The organism is Streptomyces sp. NPDC031121 (genome assembly GCF_055570615.1).
Map to the genome: position 1 here is coordinate 227,406 of NZ_JBVIGV010000010.1, position 21,805 is coordinate 249,210.

18 protein-coding genes are annotated in these 21,805 nt (G+C 75.7%); 9 read left to right on the plus strand and 9 right to left on the minus strand.

All coding sequences use genetic code 11. The annotated features are described in order from the left end of the window. Window positions 1-23: 23 nt before the first annotated feature. Window positions 24-2,900, plus strand: a complete 2,877-nt coding sequence (locus ACZ462_RS20545) for an SNF2-related protein (RefSeq protein ID WP_467806595.1) — start codon at window positions 24-26, stop codon at window positions 2,898-2,900. Beyond that, window positions 2,897-4,111 carry an SWIM zinc finger family protein gene (locus tag ACZ462_RS20550; protein ID WP_467806596.1) on the plus strand — a complete coding sequence of 405 codons (1,215 nt, stop codon included), beginning with the start codon at window positions 2,897-2,899 and terminating at the stop codon, window positions 4,109-4,111. Before ACZ462_RS20545 ends, ACZ462_RS20550 begins: the two co-directional genes overlap by 4 nt. On the opposite strand, the gene ACZ462_RS20555 is transcribed toward ACZ462_RS20550, so the two are convergent. After that, a complete protein-coding gene (locus tag ACZ462_RS20555) occupies window positions 4,092-4,664 on the minus strand; it encodes an HAD domain-containing protein (protein ID WP_467806597.1) in 573 nt (190 codons plus the stop codon). The genes ACZ462_RS20550 and ACZ462_RS20555 overlap by 20 nt on opposite strands. A gap of 125 nt (window positions 4,665-4,789) precedes the next feature. Between ACZ462_RS20555 and ACZ462_RS20560 the strand changes: the two genes are divergently transcribed. Then, on the plus strand, window positions 4,790-5,494 hold the full coding sequence (locus ACZ462_RS20560) for a chaplin (RefSeq protein ID WP_467806598.1): 705 nt from the start codon (window positions 4,790-4,792) through the stop codon (window positions 5,492-5,494). A 14-nt stretch (window positions 5,495-5,508) separates the two neighbouring features. On the opposite strand, the gene ACZ462_RS20565 is transcribed toward ACZ462_RS20560, so the two are convergent. Continuing rightward, on the minus strand, window positions 5,509-6,249 hold the full coding sequence (locus ACZ462_RS20565) for a DUF2293 domain-containing protein (protein ID WP_467806599.1): 741 nt from the start codon (window positions 6,247-6,249) through the stop codon (window positions 5,509-5,511). A gap of 100 nt (window positions 6,250-6,349) precedes the next feature. Then, entirely contained in the window at window positions 6,350-7,795 is a 1,446-nt protein-coding gene (locus ACZ462_RS20570) for a WGR domain-containing protein (protein ID WP_467806601.1), read from the minus strand. Between the two features lie 93 nt (window positions 7,796-7,888). On the opposite strand from ACZ462_RS20570, the gene ACZ462_RS20575 reads away from it, so the two are divergent. Beyond that, window positions 7,889-8,533, plus strand: coding sequence for a nucleoside/nucleotide kinase family protein (locus tag ACZ462_RS20575; RefSeq protein ID WP_467806602.1), 645 nt, complete (start codon window positions 7,889-7,891; stop codon window positions 8,531-8,533). Window positions 8,534-8,546: 13 nt separating this feature from the next. Here ACZ462_RS20575 and ACZ462_RS20580 read toward each other — a convergent pair whose 3' ends face one another. After that, the gene (locus tag ACZ462_RS20580; RefSeq protein ID WP_467806604.1) at window positions 8,547-9,476 is read right to left on the minus strand and encodes a carbohydrate kinase family protein; all 930 of its coding nucleotides are present in this window, start codon (window positions 9,474-9,476) and stop codon (window positions 8,547-8,549) included. Next, window positions 9,473-10,417: a pseudouridine-5'-phosphate glycosidase gene (locus ACZ462_RS20585; RefSeq protein WP_467806605.1), complete on the minus strand. Its 945-nt coding sequence runs from the start codon at window positions 10,415-10,417 to the stop codon at window positions 9,473-9,475. Before ACZ462_RS20585 ends, ACZ462_RS20580 begins: the two co-directional genes overlap by 4 nt. Before the next feature lie 152 nt (window positions 10,418-10,569). Between ACZ462_RS20585 and ACZ462_RS20590 the strand changes: the two genes are divergently transcribed. Further along, window positions 10,570-10,974, plus strand: a complete 405-nt coding sequence (locus ACZ462_RS20590) for a cupin domain-containing protein (protein WP_467806607.1) — start codon at window positions 10,570-10,572, stop codon at window positions 10,972-10,974. On the opposite strand, the gene ACZ462_RS20595 is transcribed toward ACZ462_RS20590, so the two are convergent. The 3 genes from ACZ462_RS20595 to ACZ462_RS20605 form a co-directional block, all read right to left on the minus strand. Next, window positions 10,940-12,238, minus strand: coding sequence for an MFS transporter (locus ACZ462_RS20595; protein ID WP_467806608.1), 1,299 nt, complete (start codon window positions 12,236-12,238; stop codon window positions 10,940-10,942). The two genes, ACZ462_RS20590 and ACZ462_RS20595, sit on opposite strands and share 35 nt — an antisense overlap. Window positions 12,239-12,394: 156 nt before the next feature. Continuing rightward, the gene (locus ACZ462_RS20600) at window positions 12,395-12,961 is read right to left on the minus strand and encodes a methylated-DNA--[protein]-cysteine S-methyltransferase (RefSeq protein WP_467806609.1); all 567 of its coding nucleotides are present in this window, start codon (window positions 12,959-12,961) and stop codon (window positions 12,395-12,397) included. A 66-nt stretch (window positions 12,962-13,027) separates the two neighbouring features. Then, window positions 13,028-13,951: a glycerophosphodiester phosphodiesterase gene (locus ACZ462_RS20605; RefSeq protein ID WP_467806610.1), complete on the minus strand. Its 924-nt coding sequence runs from the start codon at window positions 13,949-13,951 to the stop codon at window positions 13,028-13,030. A 243-nt stretch (window positions 13,952-14,194) separates the two neighbouring features. Here ACZ462_RS20605 and uvrB point away from each other — a divergent pair, with 243 nt between their 5' ends. From uvrB to ACZ462_RS20625, 4 genes are all read left to right on the plus strand, one after another. After that, the gene (gene uvrB / locus ACZ462_RS20610) at window positions 14,195-16,333 is read left to right on the plus strand and encodes an excinuclease ABC subunit UvrB (RefSeq protein WP_467806611.1); all 2,139 of its coding nucleotides are present in this window, start codon (window positions 14,195-14,197) and stop codon (window positions 16,331-16,333) included. A gap of 78 nt (window positions 16,334-16,411) precedes the next feature. Continuing rightward, the gene (locus ACZ462_RS20615) at window positions 16,412-16,990 is read left to right on the plus strand and encodes a TerD family protein (protein ID WP_467806612.1); all 579 of its coding nucleotides are present in this window, start codon (window positions 16,412-16,414) and stop codon (window positions 16,988-16,990) included. Window positions 16,991-17,070: 80 nt separating this feature from the next. Then, window positions 17,071-19,104, plus strand: coding sequence for a TerD family protein (locus ACZ462_RS20620; RefSeq protein WP_467806614.1), 2,034 nt, complete (start codon window positions 17,071-17,073; stop codon window positions 19,102-19,104). Between the two features lie 230 nt (window positions 19,105-19,334). Further along, window positions 19,335-20,318 carry a TerC family protein gene (locus ACZ462_RS20625; RefSeq protein ID WP_467806615.1) on the plus strand — a complete coding sequence of 328 codons (984 nt, stop codon included), beginning with the start codon at window positions 19,335-19,337 and terminating at the stop codon, window positions 20,316-20,318. Window positions 20,319-20,352: 34 nt separating this feature from the next. Here ACZ462_RS20625 and ACZ462_RS20630 read toward each other — a convergent pair whose 3' ends face one another. Then, a complete protein-coding gene (locus ACZ462_RS20630) occupies window positions 20,353-21,648 on the minus strand; it encodes an MFS transporter (RefSeq protein ID WP_467806659.1) in 1,296 nt (431 codons plus the stop codon). Window positions 21,649-21,805 lie beyond the last annotated feature (157 nt).

Genomic DNA, 21,805 nt, shown 5'->3' on the forward strand with positions numbered 1-21,805 from the left:
CCGGAGCAGGCGAGGAGGCAGGCGTGGCCACACCCGAGCTGCCCCGGTACGCCCTGCTGCCCCACGCCGCCGTCTTCCTGCCCGAGCCGGTCCCGCGCCGCGGCCGCCTGGCCTTCTGGTCGCCGGACGGCGCCCCCCTGCCCGGCGCCGCGGGGATCCCCGGCGCCGAGGCCGCGCTGATCGACGTCGTCCGCCCGCACGGCCGGGGCGTGCGCACCCGCGCCGTCCCCGCCGTGGTCCTGCCCGTGGCAGGAGCGCTGCCGCTGCTCGTCCGCGCCGCCCGCAGCCCCGCCGCCCACCCCGCCACCCGGGCCTGGGCCACCGCCGCCACACAGGCGCTCGCCCTCGCCGCCCGGGGCCGCCTGCTGCCCGGCCTCACCGCCGACGACACCGACGCCTGGCGGGTCGGCCCCCTCGCCGCCGAGGACATCGCGGCGCTGCGCGCGGTCGCCGCCGCCCTGCCCGCCGAGGGGCACGCCGTGCCGCTGCCCGGCCGCCGCCCCGTCTCGCTGCCGGAACCGGAGGCCCTGGTCCGGGCGTTCCTCGACGCTGTCGCGGACTGCCTGCCGCGGACCCCGGCCGCGCCCGCCGCCGCCGGGCTGCCGTTCGCCGCGCAGGAGCCGCAGCGGGTGCCCGCGCTGCGCGACTGGGCCGCCCGCATCGCCGACGGTGCCGATGCGGGCGTCGGGCTGTCGCTGCGGCTGGACCTTTCCTCGTTCAGCCTCTTCGACACCACCGGCCCGGACCCCGTCGGCGACGCGGACTCCGGCGGCGGCCTGCCGGCGGAGGTCCGGAAGGCCGGGGCCGCCGTGGTCCAGGTGCACAGCCTCTCCGACCCGACGCTCGTCACCGACGCCGGAGCGCTGTGGGCGGGCGCCGCACCTGCCGGGTTCGGGCCCCGCGCCCGGATCGACGCCGTCCTCGCCCTGCGCCGGGCCGCCCGGGTCTGGCCGCCGTTGCTGCGGCTGCTGGACCAGCCCGCGCCCGACGTGCTCGCCCTGTCCGACCCGGAGCTGGAGGACCTTCTCGGCACCGCCGCGGACCGGCTCGCGGCCGCCGGCGTCCCCGTCCACTGGCCGCGCGAGCTCGCCCGTACGCTCACCGCGACGGCGACCGTCCGGGCCGCGGCCCCCGGCTCCGCCATCGACGGCACGGCCTTCTTCGACGCCGCGCACCTCTTCGCGTTCTCCTGGGAGATCGCGCTCGGCGGGGACCGCCTCACCCCCTCCGAGATGGACGCCCTCGCCGACGCCCACCGCCCGGTGGTCCGGCTGCGCGACCAGTGGGTGCGCGTCGACCCCGAACTCGTCCGCAAGGCCCGCAAACGCGACCTGGGCCTGCTGGATCCGGTGGACGCGCTGACCGCCGTGCTCACCGGCACCGCCGAGGCGGACGGGGAGACGGTGGAGGCCGTCCCCGTCGGCGCGCTCGCCGCCCTGCGCGACCGGCTCACCGCCGACCTCGCACCGCTGCCCCCGCCGGCCGGCCTCACGGCCGTCCTGCGGGACTACCAGGCCCGCGGCCTGGCCTGGCTGGACCTGATGACCTCCCTCGGCCTCGGCGGATGCCTCGCCGACGACATGGGCCTCGGCAAGACCGTCACGCTGATCGCGCTCCACCTGCACCGCGACCGTCCCGAGCCCACCCTCGTCGTGTGCCCGGCCTCGCTGCTGGGCAACTGGCAGCGGGAGATCGAGAAGTTCGCGCCCGGCGTGCCCGTGCGCCGTTTCCACGGCGGCGACCGCAGCCTCGACGGCCTGGCCGGCGGGTTCGTCCTCACCACGTACGGGACGATGCGCGCCGGCGCCGCCCGGCTGGCCGCCCAGCCCTGGGGCCTGGTCGTCGCGGACGAGGCGCAGCATGTCAAGAACCCCCACTCGGCGACCGCGAAGGCGCTGCGGACCATCCCGGCGCCGGCGCGGGTGGCGCTCACGGGCACGCCGGTGGAGAACAACCTCTCCGAGCTGTGGGCGCTGCTCGACTGGACGACGCCCGGGCTGCTCGGACCGCTGGCGGCGTTCCGCGCCCGCCACGCGCGTCCGGTGGAGCACCAGTCGGAGGAGGACGGCGGGAACGAGGCGGCGGTCGCCCGGCTCGCCGCCCTCGTGCGGCCGTTCCTGCTGCGCCGCCGCAAGAGCGACCCCGGCATCGCGCCCGAACTGCCCCCCAAGACCGAGACGGACCACCCGGTCCCGCTCACCCGCGAGCAGGCCTCGCTGTACCGGGCCGCCGTCGACGAGGCGATGGCCGTGATCGAGGGGAGCGCGGGGATGGAGCGCCGCGGCATGATCATGAAGCTGCTGGCGTCGCTGAAGCAGATATGCAACCACCCCGCGCAGTACCTGAAGGAGGAGCGGCCCCGCATCGCGCACCGCTCGGGGAAGCTGGCACTGCTCGACGAGCTGCTCGACACGATCCTCGCCGAGGACGGGGCGGTACTGGTGTTCACGCAGTACGTGACGATGGGGCGGATCATCGAGCGGCACCTGGCGGCGCGGGGCGTCCCGCACCAGTTCCTGCACGGCGGCACCCCTGTCGCGCGGCGGGAGGAGCTGGTGCGCCGCTTCCAGGCCGGGGAGGTGCCGGTGTTCCTGCTGTCGCTGAAGGCCGCCGGCACGGGCCTGAACCTGACGCGCGCCGGGCACGTCGTGCACTTCGACCGGTGGTGGAACCCGGCCGTCGAGGAGCAGGCCACCGACCGGGCGCACCGGATCGGGCAGGAGCAGCCCGTGCAGGTCCACCGGCTCGTCGCCGAGGGGACCGTCGAGGACCGGATCGCCGAACTCCTCGCGTCCAAGCGGGCGCTGGCCGAGGCGGTGCTCGGGTCGGGGGAGGCCGCGCTGACCGAGCTGACCGACCGGGAGCTCGCCGACCTCGTGTCCCTGCGGAGGCCCGCATGACCACGGCGCGGGACGACCGCCGCCGCACCTTCGCCGCGCTCCCCGCCGGTGCGGAGGCGGCCACCTGGTGGGGCAGGGCGTGGGCGGCGTCGCTGGAGCGGGCCGCGCCCGACGCGGCACGCCTGGAGCGGGGGCGGGCGTACGCGGCGGAGGGGCACGTCGAGGCCGTCACGGTCACGCCGGGCCGGATCGTGGCCTACGTACGGGGCAGCCGGGCCCGCCCGTACCGGACGGAGCTGGCGCTCGGCGTGCTCGCCGACGCCGAGTGGGAGGGCCTGCTGGAGGCTGTGGCCGCCGACCCGGCGGCGTTGGCCGCCCTGCTGGAGCGGGAGGTTCCGCAGGTGTTGGCGGAGTCCGTCCTGCCCGGGCCGGGCGGGCTCCTGCCGCGCTGCTCCTGCCCCGACACCGGCAGGCCGCCGTGCAAGCACGCCGCGGCGCTGTGCCACAGGGCGGCCCGCCTCTTCGACGAGGACCCGTTCGCCCTGCTCCTGCTGCGCGGCCGCGGCGAGCGGGAGCTGACCGCCGAGCTGACCCGCCGCAACGCCGCCCACGCCGCGCGGGAGCGGCCCGCCGCCGCGGCCGGCTTCCCCGGCGTCCCGGCGCGCGCGGCCCTCGCCCGTACGGTGCTGCCGCCGCTGCCCGCCCCGGCGGCGGCCCCCGCCGCGCCCGCGGCGCCGCCCGGCTGGCCGCACGATCCCGCGATACCGGGAGCCCCCGACCCGCTGGCCCTGGAGCAGCTCGCCGCGGACGCGGCCGCCCGGGCCTTGGCGCTGCTGGCCACCGGCGAGGACCCGTTCGGCGGGCTCAGCCTGTGGCAGGACGCCGTCCGGCTGGCCTCCGCCCACCACACGGCCGGCCTCACCGGGCCGGCCCGCACCCTGTACCGGGAGCTGGCGCGCGCCACCGGGCGGACCACGACGGACCTGGCGCGGGCCGCGGCCGCCTGGCGGCAGGGCGGCCCGGCCGCCCTCGCCGCCCTGGAGGAGCCCTGGGATCCGCCGGCCGGCCCCTTCGACCGGGCCCGCCCGGCGCTTCTCGCCGCCGCGCAGGGCTCCTTCCGTCCGGAGCGCAACCGGCTCACGTGCGGGACGCGCCAGCTGCGGCTGGGCCGCGACGGGCTCTGGTACGCGTACGAGTCCCGGCCGGGAGCCGAGGACTGGTGGCCGACGGGCCGCCCCTCGCCGGACGCGGTCAGCGCGCTGGCGGGGTGACCCCGTCGGACCCTGCCGGCCCGAGCCGGTCGGCCCAGGCGTGCAGGGCGGCGAAGTCGCGGTCGCGCAGCCCGTGTCGGGGGTGGATCCGCAGCAGCAGGGCGGGCGCGGGGTGGCGGGCGGCGACCCACGCCCGGTCCCGCGCGTTGATCATGTCGTCGACCCAGGCGAAGGGGCGGCCCGCCGCCCAGTCGAGAAGCATGCGGGTCTTCCAGGACAGCCCGTCCGGATCATGGGGGAACAAGTCCGACCATTCGATGTAGGGGAGGTCGCCGGGCAGTCCGATGTGCGGGGAGATCAGCGTGTTGGCCTCGTCCATCCACGTTGTGGCCCAGGCCAGTTCGTACGGCAGGGCCAGCAGCCGGGCCCCGTGCCCCGGGTGCAGGCGGACGCGCTGGCCACGGCGGGCCGACCGGGAGTGCGGGCGCCGGAACGACATCCACACCGACGGGTGCATGCGGTGGCTGGTGTAGCCGCGGAACCCGGCGGTGTACGAGCGGAAGGGGTTGAGGGGGCCGTCCACGTCGAGGAAGAGCAGCGGTTGCTGAGTCATGGGACGGCCATACCCCCTACTCGATCGGGTGAAATGCTCTGCCCCGCTATAACCCGAATGGGTTTAACGCGTTGTTCCGGTGCGGGTGCATGGCCCGTGAACTCCTCCGGAAGGCAGGGAATCAGATGCGTCACAGTCGCCGTAAGGGCCTGATCGCGACGGCGGTCGCGGGAGGCGGACTCGCGGTCGCGGGTGTGAGCGGCTTCGCGTACGCCGACGCCGGCGCGAGCGGTTCGGCCGAGGGCTCGCCGGGGCTGCTGTCCGGGAACCTGATCCAGCTGCCGGTGAACACGCCGGTCAACGTGTGCGGCAACACCGTGAACGCCGCGGGCCTGCTGAATCCGGCGGCGGGCAACAGCTGTGCCAACACCGGCTCCGGCAAGGCGTCCTCGCCGTCCGAGGGCAGCAGCACCGGCGGCGGCTCCCACGCGGAGGGCGGGGCGACGGGCTCGCCCGGCGTCGTCTCCGGCAACGGCATCCAGCTGCCGGTCTCCCTCCCCGTCAACGTCAGCGGCAACTCCGTGAACGCCGTCGGCATCGGCAACCCCTCCTTCGGCAACAGCTCCGTCAACGGCGAGCAGCCGAAGCCGCCGCAGCCGGTCGAGCCGGCGAAGCCGGTGCAGCCGGTGCAGCCGGTCAAGCCGGTCACGCCCGCCAAGCCGGTGCAGCCGGTCGCGCCGCCGAAGGAGCAGCCGGTGGTCCAGGAGGCGCCGCCGAAGGGCCCGGCCCTCGCCCACACCGGCGCCGACGGCATGGGCTACCTCGCGCCCGCCGCGGCAGGCATCCTCCTCGGCGGCGCGCTGCTGTACCGGCGGTTCCGCGTCCGGTAGGCGGTAACCGCCGGTCAGGGTGGGCCGGCCGCCGCAGCACCCGGCACCGCGCCGACGGGCGGGGCCGCCGCCGTGCGGGGGCCGGCCTCCGGGGGCGCGGACCGCGGGGGAACGCGCCAGGCGTCGAGGATCGCGTCGATCCGCGCGGCCAGCCGGGTGCGGGCCGCGAACCGCGGGACCCCCGCCATCAGCAGCGCGTCGTACTCGGTGTCGGTGTGCCGCACGGCCGCCCGCACCGCCGCGTACACGGCGGGCTCGTCCAGGGCCCGGCCGGCCGCGGTACGCCCCACCCGGCCGCTGCCCCGCACCGAGGCGTGCGCGGCGATGGCCCGCGCCCGGTCCGCGGGGCAGCCGGGGAACAGCCGCAGGATCTCCGCGGCGAACGCCGCCGTGAAGCGGACGTCCTCGGCGGCACGCCGCAGCCGGTCCCGCTCGCGGCGGCGCGCCCGCGCCTCCGCGTCCGCCAGGCAGGCGCGCTCCGCACGGGCCAGCGCGGCGTCCTCCACGTAGACGCCCTGGCGTTCGTGGCGGTGGCGGCGCCGGTTGAAGCGGACGACGACCGCCGACAGCGAACTCGCCTCCCGGGCCCGCCGGGTGAGCGCCGCGTCCCCGCGCGGCAGGTAGACCAGGTGCCCGAGGTCCGCGCAGTCCAGGCAGCGCGGCACACCGGCCTCGCGCACCAGGTGCCGCAGCGGGCCGCGGCGGCACTGGGCGCACTGCACCGGTTTCGCCGACTCGTACACGACCAGGCTCATGACGGTGTGATACCGCCGTCCGGGCCGGTTCTCACCTTGCCGGGCCGGCCTGTCGGCGCCCCGCCCCGGCGCCGGGCGACGGCTCAGACCTGGCGACGGCTCAGACCAGGCGGCGGATCTCGCCGCGCACCCGGTAGAACCCGCCGGAGGCCGCATGCAGCCCGTCGACCACGTAGCGGGCGCCCGGCTCCCTGATGCCCCGCGGGAACTGCACGTTCCACGACGGCTCGTAGCCGCCCGACACCACGTGCACCCGCAGCCGCCCGCCCTGCTGCACGCACTCCACCACCACGCCGTCCGCGGGTGCGGCCGCCGCCGGGACGACCGCCACCGCCGCGGCCGAGGCCGCCGGGGTGTAGACGGGCAGCGCCGCCGCGGACTTCACGTCCACCGCCGTCGGCACCGTGCCCTCGCGGGCCGCCGAGATCGCGGCCTCGCTCGCGTCCACGCAGACCAGCGAGCCGTCCGTCGTCACCAGGTACAGCCGCTCGTCCAGGTACTGCATGGACAGGGCCGAGCCGCTGCCCGTGCCGAGCTTCCACAGCCGCCGCCCGTCCGCGTCGAAGCAGTACACCGACGAAGACGAGTCGCCCGCGAAGACGTGCCGGCCGTCGGGCGACGTCGCGCACGAGTACACCGCCGCGTCGCACCGGAACGTCGCCTCCAGCGCGCCCGTCTCCTTCGACAGGCGCTGGACGCAGTGCCGGGCCGTGCCCGCGAAGACCGCGTGGTCCTCCTGCCAGCCGAACAGCACCTGCCCGTTGGTCCGCGTGTGCCACAACTCGCCGCCGCCGTCCGGGGCGTAGGCCGTCACCCCGTCCACGTGGCCGTGGTACACGGCGTCCGCGTCGGCCCGGACCATCCACGCCTGCGCCCCCGACGACTTCCGCGACCACTGGAACTCGTCCTCGTGGTCGATGACCGTCAGGCCGCCGTTCGCGTCCGCGACGTTCAGCACGCCCTCGCGGATGTCCAGCCAGAAGATGTCGACGTCCTCCGCGATGTCGTACGCCTTGAAGGGGACCTTCGAGGAGAGGTCGTACACGGCGCCGTCGTCGCACCCGGCGTAGATCCAGAACTCGTCCGCCACGAGGCACTTGACCCCGTCCGGCAGCGAGTAGCGGGCCAGCACCTCGCCGCCGTGGCTCAGCGTGTAGACGTCGCCCGCCTGGTTGCCGACCCAGCAGCGGTCCTCGTCCACGTGGATCCCGAACGCCGAGGCGCCCGTCCGGAACCGCCACAGCACCGGGGCGGCCGCGCGCGCCGTCGACGGCGCCGAGACCACCTGGCGGCGCGTCACCGGGCGGGCCCCGCGCTGCCCCTGCACCGCGGGCGCGTACCCCTTGCGGATCTTCTCCCCGATCTTCTTCGCGGCGGCCGCGCGCGCCCTCTCGGCGGTCGGGAACGACGACTGCTGCACCTGGCCGGCGGCCCCGATGCGCCCGTACCGCACCACCACGGCGGTGCCGTCCACGACGACCTCGTAGAACTTGTGCGCCCCGCCGCCGTCCTGCGACAGCTCCAGATACGTGGTCTCGCGAGCCATGACAGACCCCTCCCCAAGGTCGGGCCGACGGCTCCGTCCCGCCGGTGATCCCTTCGGGGAAGAAGCTAGGGGCGCGCACTGACAATGGGACCCGTGCACCTGGAACCGATCACCTGGCAGCGGATGGCCGAGCGGCTCGCCGGCCACCTGGACGAGCACGCGCCCGCCGCGGACCCGCCGGCCTGGCAGCGCGTCGGCATCGACGGCGCGCCCGCCGCGGACACCGGCGGCCTCGCCGCCCTGCTCGCCGACGCCCTGCGCGCCCGCGGCCGCGCCGTCCTCGCCGTCCCCGCCGAGGGGTTCCTGCGGCCGGCCTCCCTGCGGTTCGAACACGGCCGCCGGGATGCCGACTCGTACCTCTCCGGCTGGTACGACACCGGCGCCCTGTGGCGGGAGGTGTTCGGCCCGACCGACCCGGGCGGCACCGGGCGCGTCCTGCCCGACCTGTGGGACCCGGCGACCGATCGCGCCACCCGCAGCCCCTACGCCGAACTTCCGCCCGGCGCCGCGGTCATCGTGCACGGGCCGCTGCTCCTCGGCCACTGGTTCCCCTTCGACCTCAGCGTGCACATCCGGCTCTCCCCGGGGGCGCTGGCGCGCCGCACCGGCGAGTCCGAGCGCTGGACCCTGCCCGCCTTCGCCCGCTACGAGGCAGAGACCGGCCCCGCCGAACTCGCCGACGCCGTCGTCCGGGCCGACGACCCCCGCCACCCCGCCTGGACCGGCCTGCGCCGCTGACCCGCGGGCGCCGTTACGGGCGCCCGCCCAGCCGGGCCACCGCCAGGGCCGCCGACCGGCAGCCCGCCCGGGCCGCCCCGGCCGGATCCGCGCCCGCGAGCCGGGCCGCGAGGAACCCGCCCGTGAACGCGTCCCCGGCTCCGGTGGAGTCCACCGCGCGGGCCGGCTCCGCCGGGACCTCCGCGACGACCCGGCCGCCCTCGGCGACCAGCGCGCCCGCCGCGCCCCGCGTGGCCACCACCAGCGGCACGCGCCGGCTCAGCTCCGCCGCGGCCCGCGCGGTCCCGGCCGAGGGCGGCAGCCCGGCCAGCAGCAGGGCCTCGTCCTCGTTCGGCAGCAGGACGCCGATCCCCGCCGCCGCCCGCAGGAAGCGGTCCGGGCCGAGCGCGGTGAGGAAGCCCGCCGACGCCGGGTCGACGCTCACCGGCACCCCGCGCCGCACGGCGTCGGCCAGCGCCGCGGCGGCCAGGGCCCGTGCGGAGTCGGCGAAGAACAGGTAGCCGGACAGGTGCAGGTGCACGACGCCGTCGAGCAGGTCCGGCGACCAGTCCGCGGGGCCGAGCCGCAGCGCGGCCCCGCTGTCGGTCAGGAAGGTGCGCTCGGTGTCCCGGCCGACCAGGGCGACCACCGTCCCGGTCGGCTCGGCCGCGTCTATCAGCAGGCGCGGCCGCACCCCGGCCGCCAGCAGCGCCCGCTCGTGCCACTGCGCCGACTCCGCGCCGACCCGGGCGAGGAGGCGTACCTCCGGGGCGCCGGAGTGGACCGCCCAGCAGGCCGCGTTCGCCCCGGCGCCCCCCGGCAGGGTGCGGATCCGGGCGGCGGTGTCGGTCGCCGGAGCCAGCGGCTCCGGGTGCACCGCGACCACGTCCGTCACCACGTCCCCGACGACCAGCAGCGCCCCCGGCCGCGGCGCGGCGCCGGGGCGCCCGCCGGCCGCCGTCACGGACGGGCCGCCCAGGCCGCCGCGATCCGGGCGCCGAGCACCACGTTGCCCCGCACCGCCGCCAGGTTGGCCTCCAGGGAGGCCCCGCCGGTGGCCCGGACGAGGTGGTCCAGCAGGAACGGCGTCACCGCCTGGCCCGTGATGCCGCGCCTGCGGCCCTCGTCGAGGGCCTCGGCCAGGACCCGGTCGTGCAGCTGCGGGTCCAGCTGCTCCTCTTCCGCCACCGGGTTGGCCACGACCAGGGCCGACTCCGGGCCGCCCAGGGCGTCCTGGGCGGCCATCATCCGCGCCACCTCCTCGGGGCGGTGGACGGTCCAGTCGACCGGCTCGCCGGAGTCCGCCAGGTAGAAGCCGGGGAAACGTTCCGTCCCGTAGCCGACGACCGCCACCCCGAGCGTCTCCAGCCGCTGGAGCGTCGCCGGCACGTCCAGGATCGACTTCACTCCCGCGCACACCAGCGTGATCCGGGTCCGGGCCAGCAGCCCCAGGTCCGCCGACTCGTCCTGGGTCTGCGCGTATCCCCGGTGGACGCCGCCCAGCCCGCCCGTCGCGAAGACGCGCAGCCCGGCGCGCGCGGCGAGGAACGCTGTCGCCGAGACGGTCGTCGCCCCGGTCGCCCCCGTCGCGAGGGCGGCGGGCAGGTCCCGGTGCCCGAGCTTGCGTACGCCCTCACCGGCCGCGATCCGCTCCAGCTGGTCCTTGTCGAGGCCCGCGTGCGCCACCCCGTCGACGACCGCGACCGTCGCCGGTACGGCCCCCTCCGCGCGTACGGCGGCCTCCAGCTCCGCGGCCACCGCCAGGTTGCGGGGGCGCGGCAGGCCGTGCGTGATGATCGTTGACTCCAGAGCCACGACCGGCTGTCCCTGCTCGACCGCCTCGCGGACCTCTTCGGACAGGACGGGCCCGGCGGGCCGCGGCGCAGATGCTGAGTGCTGTGACATGTCCCCATCCATGGCACCGGATCAGCACCCGCAAACACCCGGCGGCCGGACCGGGCGGCCGCGGCGCTGGACACAGTGCCTCGTTCCGCCGCGCGGAACCGGACACTCAGGCCACCCCGGAGCGGCCCCCCGCCGCACTACGCTGGCGCCCCATGAGCACCAGCGATCACAGCGCCGCGGCCCCCGCCTCCTTCGCGGTCAGCGTGCCGGACATCCCCGACGCCGCGCTCGAAGCCGAGGAGCTCGACCCCGCGCAGATCCTCTCCGGGAACCCCGTCGTCACCGGCAGGGTGCTGTGGGAGTCGCCCGACGGCAGCCAGGTCCGCGGGATCTGGCAGATCACCCCCGGAGTGGTGGCCGACACCGAGGCCGACGAGCTGTTCGTGGTCGTCAGCGGCCGCGCGACCGTCGAGGTCGAGGGCGGCGCGGCGCTGGAGCTCGGGCCGGGCTCCGCCTGCATCCTGCGGGAGGGCGACCGGACGGTGTGGACCGTCCACGAGACCCTCCGCAAGGTCTACCAGATCACTTCCGCGCCGCGGCCTGCCGCCGGGCGGTGAGCAGGGCGAGCGCCGCCATCGGCAGCAGCAGCGCCGCGGCGATCGCGTTCAGCCAGCCGTAGCCGGCCGCCGCCATCACCAGGCCGGAGGCGGCGCCGCCCACCGCCGCGCAGGTGTTCATCGTCAGGTCGCTCAGGCCCTGGACGGCGGCCCGCGCACTGGCCGGCACCGAGTCGGTCAGCAGCGCGGATCCGGAGACGAGCCCGGCGGACCAGCCGAGCCCGAGCAGGAACAGGCCGAGGGCGCTCTGCCCGTGGTTCGGGCCGGCCGTGCCGGCGAGCAGTGCGGCGAGCGCCAGCAGGCCGGCGGCCAGGCCGATCACGGAGAGCCGGCCGAGGCGGTCCGCCAGCCAGCCCATCACCGGGGAGAAGGCGAACATGCCGGCGATGTGGCCGCTGATCACCAGGCCGACCATGTGCAGCCCGGCGCCGTGGTGGCCGAGGTCGACCGGGGTCATCACCATGATCGAGACCATGGCGGTGTGGGAGACGGCGACGGCGACCAGCGCCACCCGGGCCCGCGCGGAGGCCCGGACGGCCGCGATGCCGGCGCGCAGCGAGTGGCCCGCGTGCCCGTGCTCGTCGGGCCCGGCGAGCGCGCGGGCGGTCAGCAGCGGGTCCGGCCGCAGCAGGACGGCGAGCAGCAGGCCGGTGAGGACGAAGACGGCTCCGGCCCACACGAAGGGGCCCGCCGTCGCGGGTATGGAGGTGCCGGCGAAGCTGCGGCTGGCGGGCGCGGACAGGTTCGGGCCGAGGACGGCGCCGATGGTCGACGCCCAGACCACCACGGAGATGGCCCGCGCGCGGTGGTCCGGGGCGGCGAGGTCGGCGGCGGCGAACCGGGCCTGGAAGTTGGCGAAGGAGGCGGCCCCGAAGGCGGCCATGCCGAGCATCAGCAGCGGGAAGCTGCGGACCACGGCCGCCAGCACGACGAGGGCCGAGCCCGCGGCGCCGATCGCGTACGCGAGGACGAGGCCCGGGCGGCGGCCCCGCGCGGTCATCAGCGCGGCCAGCGGCAGCGAGACGGCGGCCGTGCCGATGACCGAGGCGGTCGAGGCGAGCCCGGACAGGGCCTCGCTGCCCCCGACCTCGGTGGCGAGGACCGGAGCCAGGGCGATGCTGATGGGCACACCGACGCCGCCCAGGACCTGGGAGGCGATCAGCACCCACGAGGTGCGGCGGCGCAGCCGGGTCAGCTCCGCCGGGTCGACGGCGGCGGCCGCCGGGCCCGCGGTTCCGGATCCGGCGCCCGGTGCGGCGCTCACGCCGGGCCCCCGCGGTGCGGCTGCGGTGCGGGAAGCGGGGCGGTGCGGGGTGCGGGGCGGCCTGGCGCGGCGGGAGTGGTCACCGCAGCAGTCTCCCAGCCGCCGCCCCGCGGCGGAACCGCCCGCCCGGGCCCGGCCTCCCCGCCGCCCGGCCGGTCAGAACAGCGGCTGCGGCAGGACGCCCTCCAGGGCCAGCAGGGCCCGTTTCGTCTCGACGCCGCCGCCGAAGCCGCCGATCCCCCCGTCGTTCTCCACGACCCGGTGGCAGGCGACCACGAGCGGCAGCGGGTTGGACCCCATCGCGTGCCCCACCGCCTGCGCGCCGCCCGGCCGGCCGACGCGGGCCGCCAGATCCCCGTACCCGATGACGGACCCGTAGGGGACGGAGCGGTCCAGCTCCTGGAGGACCTCGCGGTGGAAGCCGGCGCACAGCCGCCAGTCCAGCGGCAGGTCGAAGCGGCGCAGGGATCCGGCGAAGTACGCGGCCAGCCTGCGCACCGGCTCGGCGAGCAGCACCTCCGCGCCCGGCTCGGGGCGCCGGGCCCGCGCGCCGAGCCGGGCGGCCACCGCCTCGGCCGTCCGGCGGTCCAGGTCCGCGGAGCCGGCGTGGAAGCCGACCTTGACGAGGCCCTGCGGGGTCGCGGCGAGCAGCAGCGGGCCGATGCCGCTGGGGACGACGGTCCATTCCAGGTACGGCCCGTCCGGCCGCTCGGGGGTGTCCACCCCTCCACCGTACGGGCGGCCGCCGACAGCGCGGCCGCGCCCCGGGGGTCCGGCGCCCCGCGGGGGTCAGGGCACGAGCGAGCCGAGAGCCGCCTCCTGCACGGCGCGCTGCACCACGTCCGGGGCGTTGGAGATGATCCCGTCCACGCCCATCTCCCGGACCTTCCGCGCGGTCACCGCGTCGTCCACGATCCAGGTGTCCACCTCCAGCGCCCTGCCGTGGGCCCCGGCCAGCCCGTGCACGGCGGCCACCCAGTCGGCGGAGATCGTGGTGTGCCAGGGGTTGATGCGGTCGGTGAACTCGGCGTACGCGGGCAGCTCGGCCACCGGCGGTGTGCCCAGGAAGGCCGTCACCACGTCGGGCCGCAGCCCGTGCACGAGGCGTACGCAGTCGGCGCTGAAGCTCTGCACGACGAGCCGGCGCTGCACGTGGGCGGCATCGAGCCAGCCCTCCTCGTCCAGCACCCGCACAGTCTGCTCCTCGATGCCCGGATAGAGCTCCGGCTTCTTGATCTCCAACAGGAGCCGCTGCCGGTTGCGCTGCACCCGGGCGAGGTACTCCCGCAGCGTCGGGACGCGGGCCCCGGCGAAGGAGGCGCCGAACCAGCTGCCCGCGTCCAGCCGGGAGATCTCCTCCGCCGTGAAGTCCCGCACGCGCCAGGGCGCCCGGCCCGGGAAGACCTCCTCGACGTCGGTCGTGCGGGCCAGGGTGTCGTCGTGGATCACCACCAGCTCGCCGTCCATGGTCCGCTGGACGTCGTTCTCCACCCAGGCGAAGCCCAGCCGCATCGCCGCGTCGACCGCGGCCAGCGTGTTCTCGGGCGCGTACGCCGAGGCGCCCCGGTGGGCGTAGACGACGGGGCCGAGCAGGCCCGGCGCCGCGGCGGGGGAGCCCGGATCCGCGGCGGCCGCCGCGGACGTCCCGCCGAGCGCGGTGAAGGTGAAGCCCAGGACGGCGGCGGCGGCCGCTGCGGCGGGTCGGAGGTACATGTGTTCTCCCTCGGGTCGTGAACCCTGCTGCTGCGTCAGACAGGCGCGCAGCGGCAGCCGTTGCCGTGGTGACTCACTGCGGTGTCCGTTGGGGCGATCATGGGCTCGAAGATCACCGGGCCGCCACCGAACTACGACAAACGGACCAGAACGGGGGAACGGCGCGCGGCGCGGCCCGTGCGCCGGGGGCGGCGCCGCCCGGCGGGGGCGGTGACTGTCGGCGCGGGGTCGTACGGTGGAGTCATGCGGCCCGTATCGAAGATCGAACGCACGGTGGCGCCTTTCGAGGTCGTCAGCCCCTACCAGCCCAGCGGCGACCAGCCGGCGGCCATCGCCGAGCTGGAGAAGCGCATCCGCGCAGGTGAGAAGGACGTCGTCCTGCTGGGCGCGACCGGCACGGGCAAGTCGGCGACCACCGCCTGGATGATCGAGAGGCTCCAGCGGCCCACCCTGGTGATGGCGCCGAACAAGACGCTGGCCGCGCAGCTGGCGAACGAGTTCCGCGAGCTCCTGCCGAACAACGCCGTCGAGTACTTCGTCTCGTACTACGACTACTACCAGCCCGAGGCGTACGTCCCGCAGTCGGACACGTACATCGAGAAGGACTCCTCCATCAACGAGGAGGTCGAGCGGCTGCGCCACTCCGCGACGAACTCGCTGCTCACCCGGCGCGACGTCGTCGTGGTCGCGTCCGTCTCCTGCATCTACGGCCTGGGCACCCCGCAGGAGTACGTCGACCGGATGGTCCCGCTCAAGGTCGGCGAGGAGATCGACCGCGACCGGCTCCTGCGCCGCTTCGTCGACATCCAGTACACGCGCAACGACCTCGCGTTCACGCGCGGCACCTTCCGCGTGCGCGGCGACACCATCGAGATCTTCCCCGTGTACGAGGAACTGGCCGTCCGCATCGAGATGTTCGGCGACGAGATCGAGGCCCTCTCCACCCTGCACCCGCTGACCGGCGAGGTCATCAGCGAGGACCGCGAGCTGTACGTGTTCCCGGCGAGCCACTACGTCGCCGGCCCCGAGCGCATGGAGAACGCGATCCGCGGCATCGAGGCGGAGCTGGAGGCGCGGCTGGCCGAGCTGGAGAAGCAGGGCAAGCTGCTGGAGGCGCAGCGACTGCGCATGCGCACCACCTACGACCTGGAGATGATGCGTCAGATCGGCTCCTGCTCCGGCATCGAGAACTACTCGCTGCACATGGACGGCCGCGAGCGCGGCTCGGCGCCCAACACCCTCATCGACTACTTCCCGGAGGACTTCCTCCTCGTCATCGACGAGTCGCACGTCACGGTCCCGCAGATCGGCGCCATGTACGAGGGCGACGCCTCCCGCAAGCGGACCCTCGTCGACCACGGCTTCCGGCTCCCCTCGGCACTCGACAACCGGCCGCTGAAGTGGGAGGAGTTCCAGGAGCGCATCGGCCAGACGGTCTACCTGTCGGCGACCCCGGGAGCGTACGAGCTCTCCCGCGGCGACGGCTTCGTCGAGCAGATCATCCGCCCCACCGGCCTCGTCGACCCCGAGGTCGTCGTCAAGCCCACCGAAGGGCAGATCGACGACCTCGTGCACGAGATCCGGCAGCGGGTCGAGCGCGACGAGCGCGTCCTCGTCACGACCCTCACCAAGAAGATGGCCGAGGACCTCACGGACTACTTCCTGGAGCTCGGCATCGCCGTCCGCTACCTGCACAGCGACGTCGACACGCTCCGCCGCATCGAGCTGCTGCGCGAGCTGCGGGCCGGCGAGTACGACGTCCTGGTCGGCATCAACCTCCTGCGCGAGGGACTGGACCTGCCCGAGGTGTCGCTGGTGGCGATCCTCGACGCCGACAAGGAGGGCTTCCTGCGCTCGGGCACCTCGCTGATCCAGACGATCGGCCGCGCAGCGCGCAACGTCTCCGGCCAGGTCCACATGTACGCGGACAAGATGACCCCGGCGATGGAGAAGGCCATCGAGGAGACGAACCGGCGCCGGGAGAAGCAGATCGCCTACAACACGGCCAACGGGATCGACCCGCAGCCGCTGCGCAAGAAGATCAACGACATCGTCGCGACCATCGCCCGCGAGGAGCTGGACACCGAGCAGCTCCTCGGCACCGGCTACCGCCAGGCCAAGGACGGCAAGGGGGCGAAGGCCCCGGTGCCGGCGCTGTCCTCCGCCGGGGCCGCCGCGGGCAAGGCCGCCAAGGGCGGCCGGGCCGCCGCGGTGCCCACCGACCGGCCCGCCGAGGAACTGGCCGCGCTGATCGAGCAGATGACCGAGCGGATGCGGGCCGCGGCCGCCGAGCTCCAGTTCGAGGTCGCGGCCCGGATCCGGGACGAGGTCGGCGAGCTGAAGAAGGAGCTGCGGCAGATGAAGGAGGCAGGCCTCGCCTGACAGGGGACCGGCTCAGTAGGGTGGCGGCAGCCGCAGGTACACGCTTTGCCTGGGGGTGGCTATGAAAGGGGACGGCGCGTGACGGTCAACTTGTCCAAGGGACAGGCCATCAGTCTTCAGAAGGGCGACGGGGGCTCGCTGACCTCCGTCCGGATGGGCCTCGGCTGGCAGGCGGCCAAGCGCCGCGGGCTGTTCGGGTCGCGCACCCGCGAGGTCGACCTGGACGCCTCCGCGGTGCTCTTCGCGGAGAAGCAGCCCGTGGACGTGGTGTTCTTCCGGCACCTGCAGAGCGACGACGGCTCCGTCCGGCACACCGGCGACAACCTCGTCGGCGGCGCCGGCCAGGGAGGCGACGACGAGTCGATCCTCGTCGACCTCCAGCGCGTGCCGGTCCACATCGACACGATCGTCTTCACGGTGAACTCGTTCACCGGCCAGACGTTCCAGGAGGTGCAGAACGCCTTCTGCCGCCTCGTCGACGAGACCAACGGCCAGGAACTGGCCCGCTACACCCTCGACGGGGGCGGCCAGTACACCGCGCAGATCATGGCGAAGGTGTCCCGGGCCGGCGCCGGCTGGCAGATGACGGCCATCGGCGCCGCCGCCAACGGCCGCACCTTCCAGGACCTGATGCCGGCGATCCTGCCGCACCTGTAGGAGAAGACCAGGCACCGCGCCCGGCCGGGCGCGGTGCACCGAACGGCAGCACGGCACGAGGCACGGGGGAGGGCTGCACGATGACGGCCGAACTGGTCCGGGGGCAGAACAGCCCCCTGTCCCGCACCCGGGTGGAGATCAGGATCGCGGCGGGCACGCCGCTGCTCGCCCTGGTCGCCGCCTGCGACGACACCGGCCGGATGGCCGGCCCCGACGCGCTCGCGCACCCCGGGGACCCGGCCGCCCTGCCCGGCCTCGCCGCCCCGGCGGAGGCGGCCGCAGCGCATCGCTTCGCCGTCGACCTCGACGCCGTGGCGCCGTCCGTGCACCAGCTCCGCGTCGTCCTCGCGCTGCCGCCTGGCGGGCCCGCGCGCTTCGGATCGGTCGCGGCCCCGTACACGGCCGTCGCCGAACCGGGCGGCGCCGACCTCGCCGGGTTCGCGCTCGCCGGCCTGGACGCCGAGGGCGCCGTCACGGCCCTGGAGGTCTACCGTCGCCAGGGCGCCTGGAAGGTCCGCGCCGTGGGCCAGGGCTACGCCGACGGCCTCCCCGCGCTCCTGGCCGACGCCGGGCTGTCCGCCCAGGCCGCCGCGGCCCTCGCCTCGGCGGCGGCCGGGGCGGCGGGACCGGCCGGGTCGGGCGCGGCCGCCCGGGACGGCGCCGGAGTCGCCGCGGTGCACGCCGCGGCCGGCACGCACGGCCTCCCCGGCCCGCAGGACACCCCGCCGGCCGGCACCGCCGCCGGGCCCGCGGGAACGGGCCCGGCGGGGGCAGGGCCGGACGGAGGCGGGCCGGCCACCGTGCCCGGCCCCGTCTCCGGCGCCCCGTACGCCGGTACGCCCGGCCCGGCACCCGCGGACGGCGCCGGCGGGCCGCCCACCGTCGACTACGTCCACCCGCGCCGCCGCCGCAGCACCTCCGAGGCCCCCGAGCCCGGCCCGCAGGCCCCCGCCCCTGCGGCCCCCGGCGAGGCGCCCGTCCCCGTCGCCGGCGACGCGTCCGGCTGGACCATGGACGAACGGCTCTACAACCAGGTCTGGGGCATGTTCGAGGACCTGGCCCGCGCCGTCGCCGCCTACCGCAGCGCCTGCGACTTCGCCGACTCCCGACTCGACCGCGAACTCGACGCGGCCCTGTCCGACCCGCGCCACCGCATGGCCGGAGCCGGCCACCCCGCCCGGGACGCCGCCCGCGCCCGCCGCGAGGAACTCGTCGCCCAGGCCCGCTCCGTCCTCGACCGCGACCTCGACCAGCTGGCCGCCGAGGCCGCCGTCGTCGAGCCCGCCCTGCCCGCCGCCTACGCCCGCTGGGCCTCCCCCGTCTGGCACGACACCCCCGCGGCCGGCCCCGACGAGGCTCCCATGGCACTGCGCCTGGGCGACCTCCGCCTGCCCGAGCGCCCCGACCTGCGGATCCCCATGCTCGTCCGGCTCCCCCTGGAGCGCGGCCTGTGGATCGACAACGGCCGCACCGGCTCCGAGGCCGCGATGGCCGCGGACACCGACCGGCTGCGCCGGGCCGCCATGGACATGGCCGTCGCGCACGCGGCACGGCTGCTCGCCGTGCACCCGGCCGGCCGGTACTCCGTGCACGTCATCGACGCGGCCGGGGCCGGCGCCGCGTCCCTGGCGCCGCTCGTGAACGCCGGGGTGCTGGCCGGGCCGCCCGCCGCCGGTGCCGCGGGGGTCGCCGAGGTCCTGGAGCGGCTCACCCGCCGGGTGGACCTCGTCCAGATGGCGGTGCGGGCCGGAGCGCCCGAGGACCTGCCGCCCGACGTGGACACGGCCGAGCAGCTGCTGATCGTCCACGACTTCCCGCACGGCTTCGACGACCGCGCCGTGACCCGGCTCCGGTACCTCGCCGACGAGGGTCCGGCCGTCGGCGTGCACCTGCTGATGGTCGCCGACCGGGACGAGGCCGCGGCCTACGGGCCGCTGCTGGACCCGCTGTGGCGGAAGCTGATGCGGCTCACCCCCGTCCCCGACGACCACCTCGCCGACCCCTGGGTCGGCCACGCCTGGACGTTCGAACCGGACCTGCCGCCGGCCGGGAGCCTCGTCCTGGACCAGGCCGTGGAGCGGGCCGCGCGCGCCCGCCGCCATGCCCGCCCGTGACCATCACTTGGCCTTCCCTTTACCTTCAGCGCCTCCGCCCGGTATCCTCGGCCGTGCGGAGGGGAGTACTCCTGCTTTCCTGCTACGGCGTACCCGTCAGTACGGACCACCCGGTCCCGGGGCGCCGGCCCGCGGCCCCAGCGGCCCGCGGGTGGAAGAGACCTCCGGCAGCGATCGCCGACCTGTGTCGCTGACCTGTGTCCTGAGCCATCTGCCGGAGGCAAAGCAAAGTGGACGTCTCGACGACCCTCTGGGTGCTGACCATCGCCGGTCTCTCCCTCCTCATCGGCGCCGATTTCCTCGTCGGCCGCAAACCGCACGACGTGTCCGTCAAGGAGGCGGGCATCTGGACGGTCGTCTGGATCGTCCTTGCCGTGATCTTCGGCCTCGGCCTGCTGTTCTTCGGCAACGGCCAGGCCTCCCAGGAGTTCTTCGCCGGCTACATCACCGAGAAGTCCCTGAGCGTCGACAACCTGTTCGTCTTCGTCCTGATCATGGCGAAGTTCTCCGTGCCGTCCCACCTCCAGCAGCGGGTGCTGCTCGTGGGCGTGCTGATCGCCCTGGTCCTGCGCGCGGTGTTCATCGCCGCCGGCGCCGCGATCATCACGACCTTCTCCTGGGTCTTCTACCTCTTCGGCGCCTTCCTGATCTACACCGCCTGGAAGCTCATCCAGGAGGCGCGGGCCGACGAGGAGGACGACGAGTTCGAGGAGAACCGCCTGCTGAAGTCGATCGAGAAGAAGTTCGGCGTCGCCGACCGCTACCACGGCACCAAGCTCTCCGTCATCAGCAACGGCAAGCGCGTCCTGACCCCGCTGATGATCGTCATGCTCGCCATCGGCACCACCGACGTGCTCTTCGCCCTGGACTCGATCCCCGCGATCTTCGGGCTCACCCAGGACCCGTACATCGTCTTCACCGCCAACGCCTTCGCCCTGATGGGCCTGCGCCAGCTGTACTTCCTCATCGGCGGCCTGCTGAAGAAGCTGGTCCACCTCAGCTACGGCCTGTCCGTCATCCTCGGCTTCATCGGCGTCAAGCTCGTGCTGCACGCCCTGCACGAGTCAGGCGTGCACGTCCCGGAGATCTCCATCCCGGTTTCCCTGGGCGTCATCTGCGGCGTCCTGGTGATCACCACGATCACCAGCCTGATCGCCGCCCGGAAGCAGGAGGCCGCCGAGGCGGCCGCCCGCAAGGAGAGCATCGGGGCCTGACCCGCACCGGCCGGGAGCCCCGGCCGCGGCGGGCCTACACGGGGGCGGTCGCTTCGGCCGCCCCCGCTTCCGTGCCCGTACCCGCGCCCGGGCGGGTCTCCGGGAGCAGCGCGAAGCAGGCCAGGCTCACCACGGCGATGCCGGCCAGGTACGCCGCCACGCCCCACGGCGGACCGGAGCCGCCCGCCAGGCCCGTCGCCACGATCGGGGTCAGCGCCCCGCCCAGCACCCCGCCCAGGTTGTAGCCGACGGCCGCCCCGGTGCAGCGGATCCGGGGGGCGTACAGCTCGGGCAGGTACGCGCCGATCACCGACAGCACCGTCCCGACCGACAGCAGCGCCAGGACCGCCCCGGCGGCCACCAGCGGCGGGCTCGCCGAGCCCAGCAGGGCCGCGTACGGGACCATCCACAGCGCGCAGGCCGCACAGCCCGCCAGGCACATCGGGCGGCGGCCCCAGCGGTCGCCCAGGACCGCGGCGACCGGCGTCCACACCGTCATGACGGCGACGGCGAGCAGGATGCAGGACAGCATCGTCGTCCGGTCCACGCCGAGCTGCTCGGTGCCGTACGCCAGGGACCAGGTGCTCACCCCGTAGAACACGGAGTACGCGGAGGCGAGCGCCCCGCCGGTCAGCAGGAGCAGCCGCCAGTGTCCGCGCAGCACCTCGGCGAGCGGGGCCTCGGCGCGGGAGCCCGTCTCGGCGAGCTGACGGAACTGCGGGGTCTCCGTGATGGAGCGGCGCAGCCACAGCCCGGCCAGGACGAGCAGGCCCGCCGCCCAGAACGGCACCCGCCAGCCCCACGAGGCGAACTGGGCGTCGGTCAGCAGCGCGGACAGCGCCAGCGTCAGGCCGTTGGCGAGGAGGAAGCCCACCGACGGGCCGATCTGCGGGAAGCTCGCCCACAGCCCGCGCCGCTCGGGGGGCGCGTGCTCGACGGTCACCAGCACCGCGCCGCCCCACTCGCCGCCCAGGCCGAGCCCCTGGAGGAACCGCAGCAGGAGCAGCAGGGCCGGGGCGGCCGGGCCGATCGAGGCGTACGTGGGCACGAAGCCGACGGCGACGGTGGCCACGCCCGTCAGCAGCAGCGAGGCGAGCAGCACCGGGCGGCGGCCGTGGCGGTCGCCGACGTGCCCGAACAGCGCCGAGCCGAGGGGGCGGGCGAGGAAACCGACGCCGAACGTGCCGAACGCGGCGAGGGTGCCGGCGAGCGGGGAGAAGGACGGGAAGTAGAGCGGCCCGAGGACGAGGGCCGCGGCCGTGCCGTAGACGAAGAAGTCGTAGAACTCGATGGCGGTGCCGGCGAGGGCCGCCGAGGCCAGCCGCGGCATCGAGGGGGTCCGGGGACGGCCGGACGCGGGCGGGGAGGGGTCCTGTCGCATGGTGCAGCAGTTACCCCGCCCCGTCCGGCCCGGCCGTGCGCCCGGTCATGTTCGACCTGAACGAGTGCACCGGACCCGGGCTGCGACCGAGACCTTCCGGCCGGGC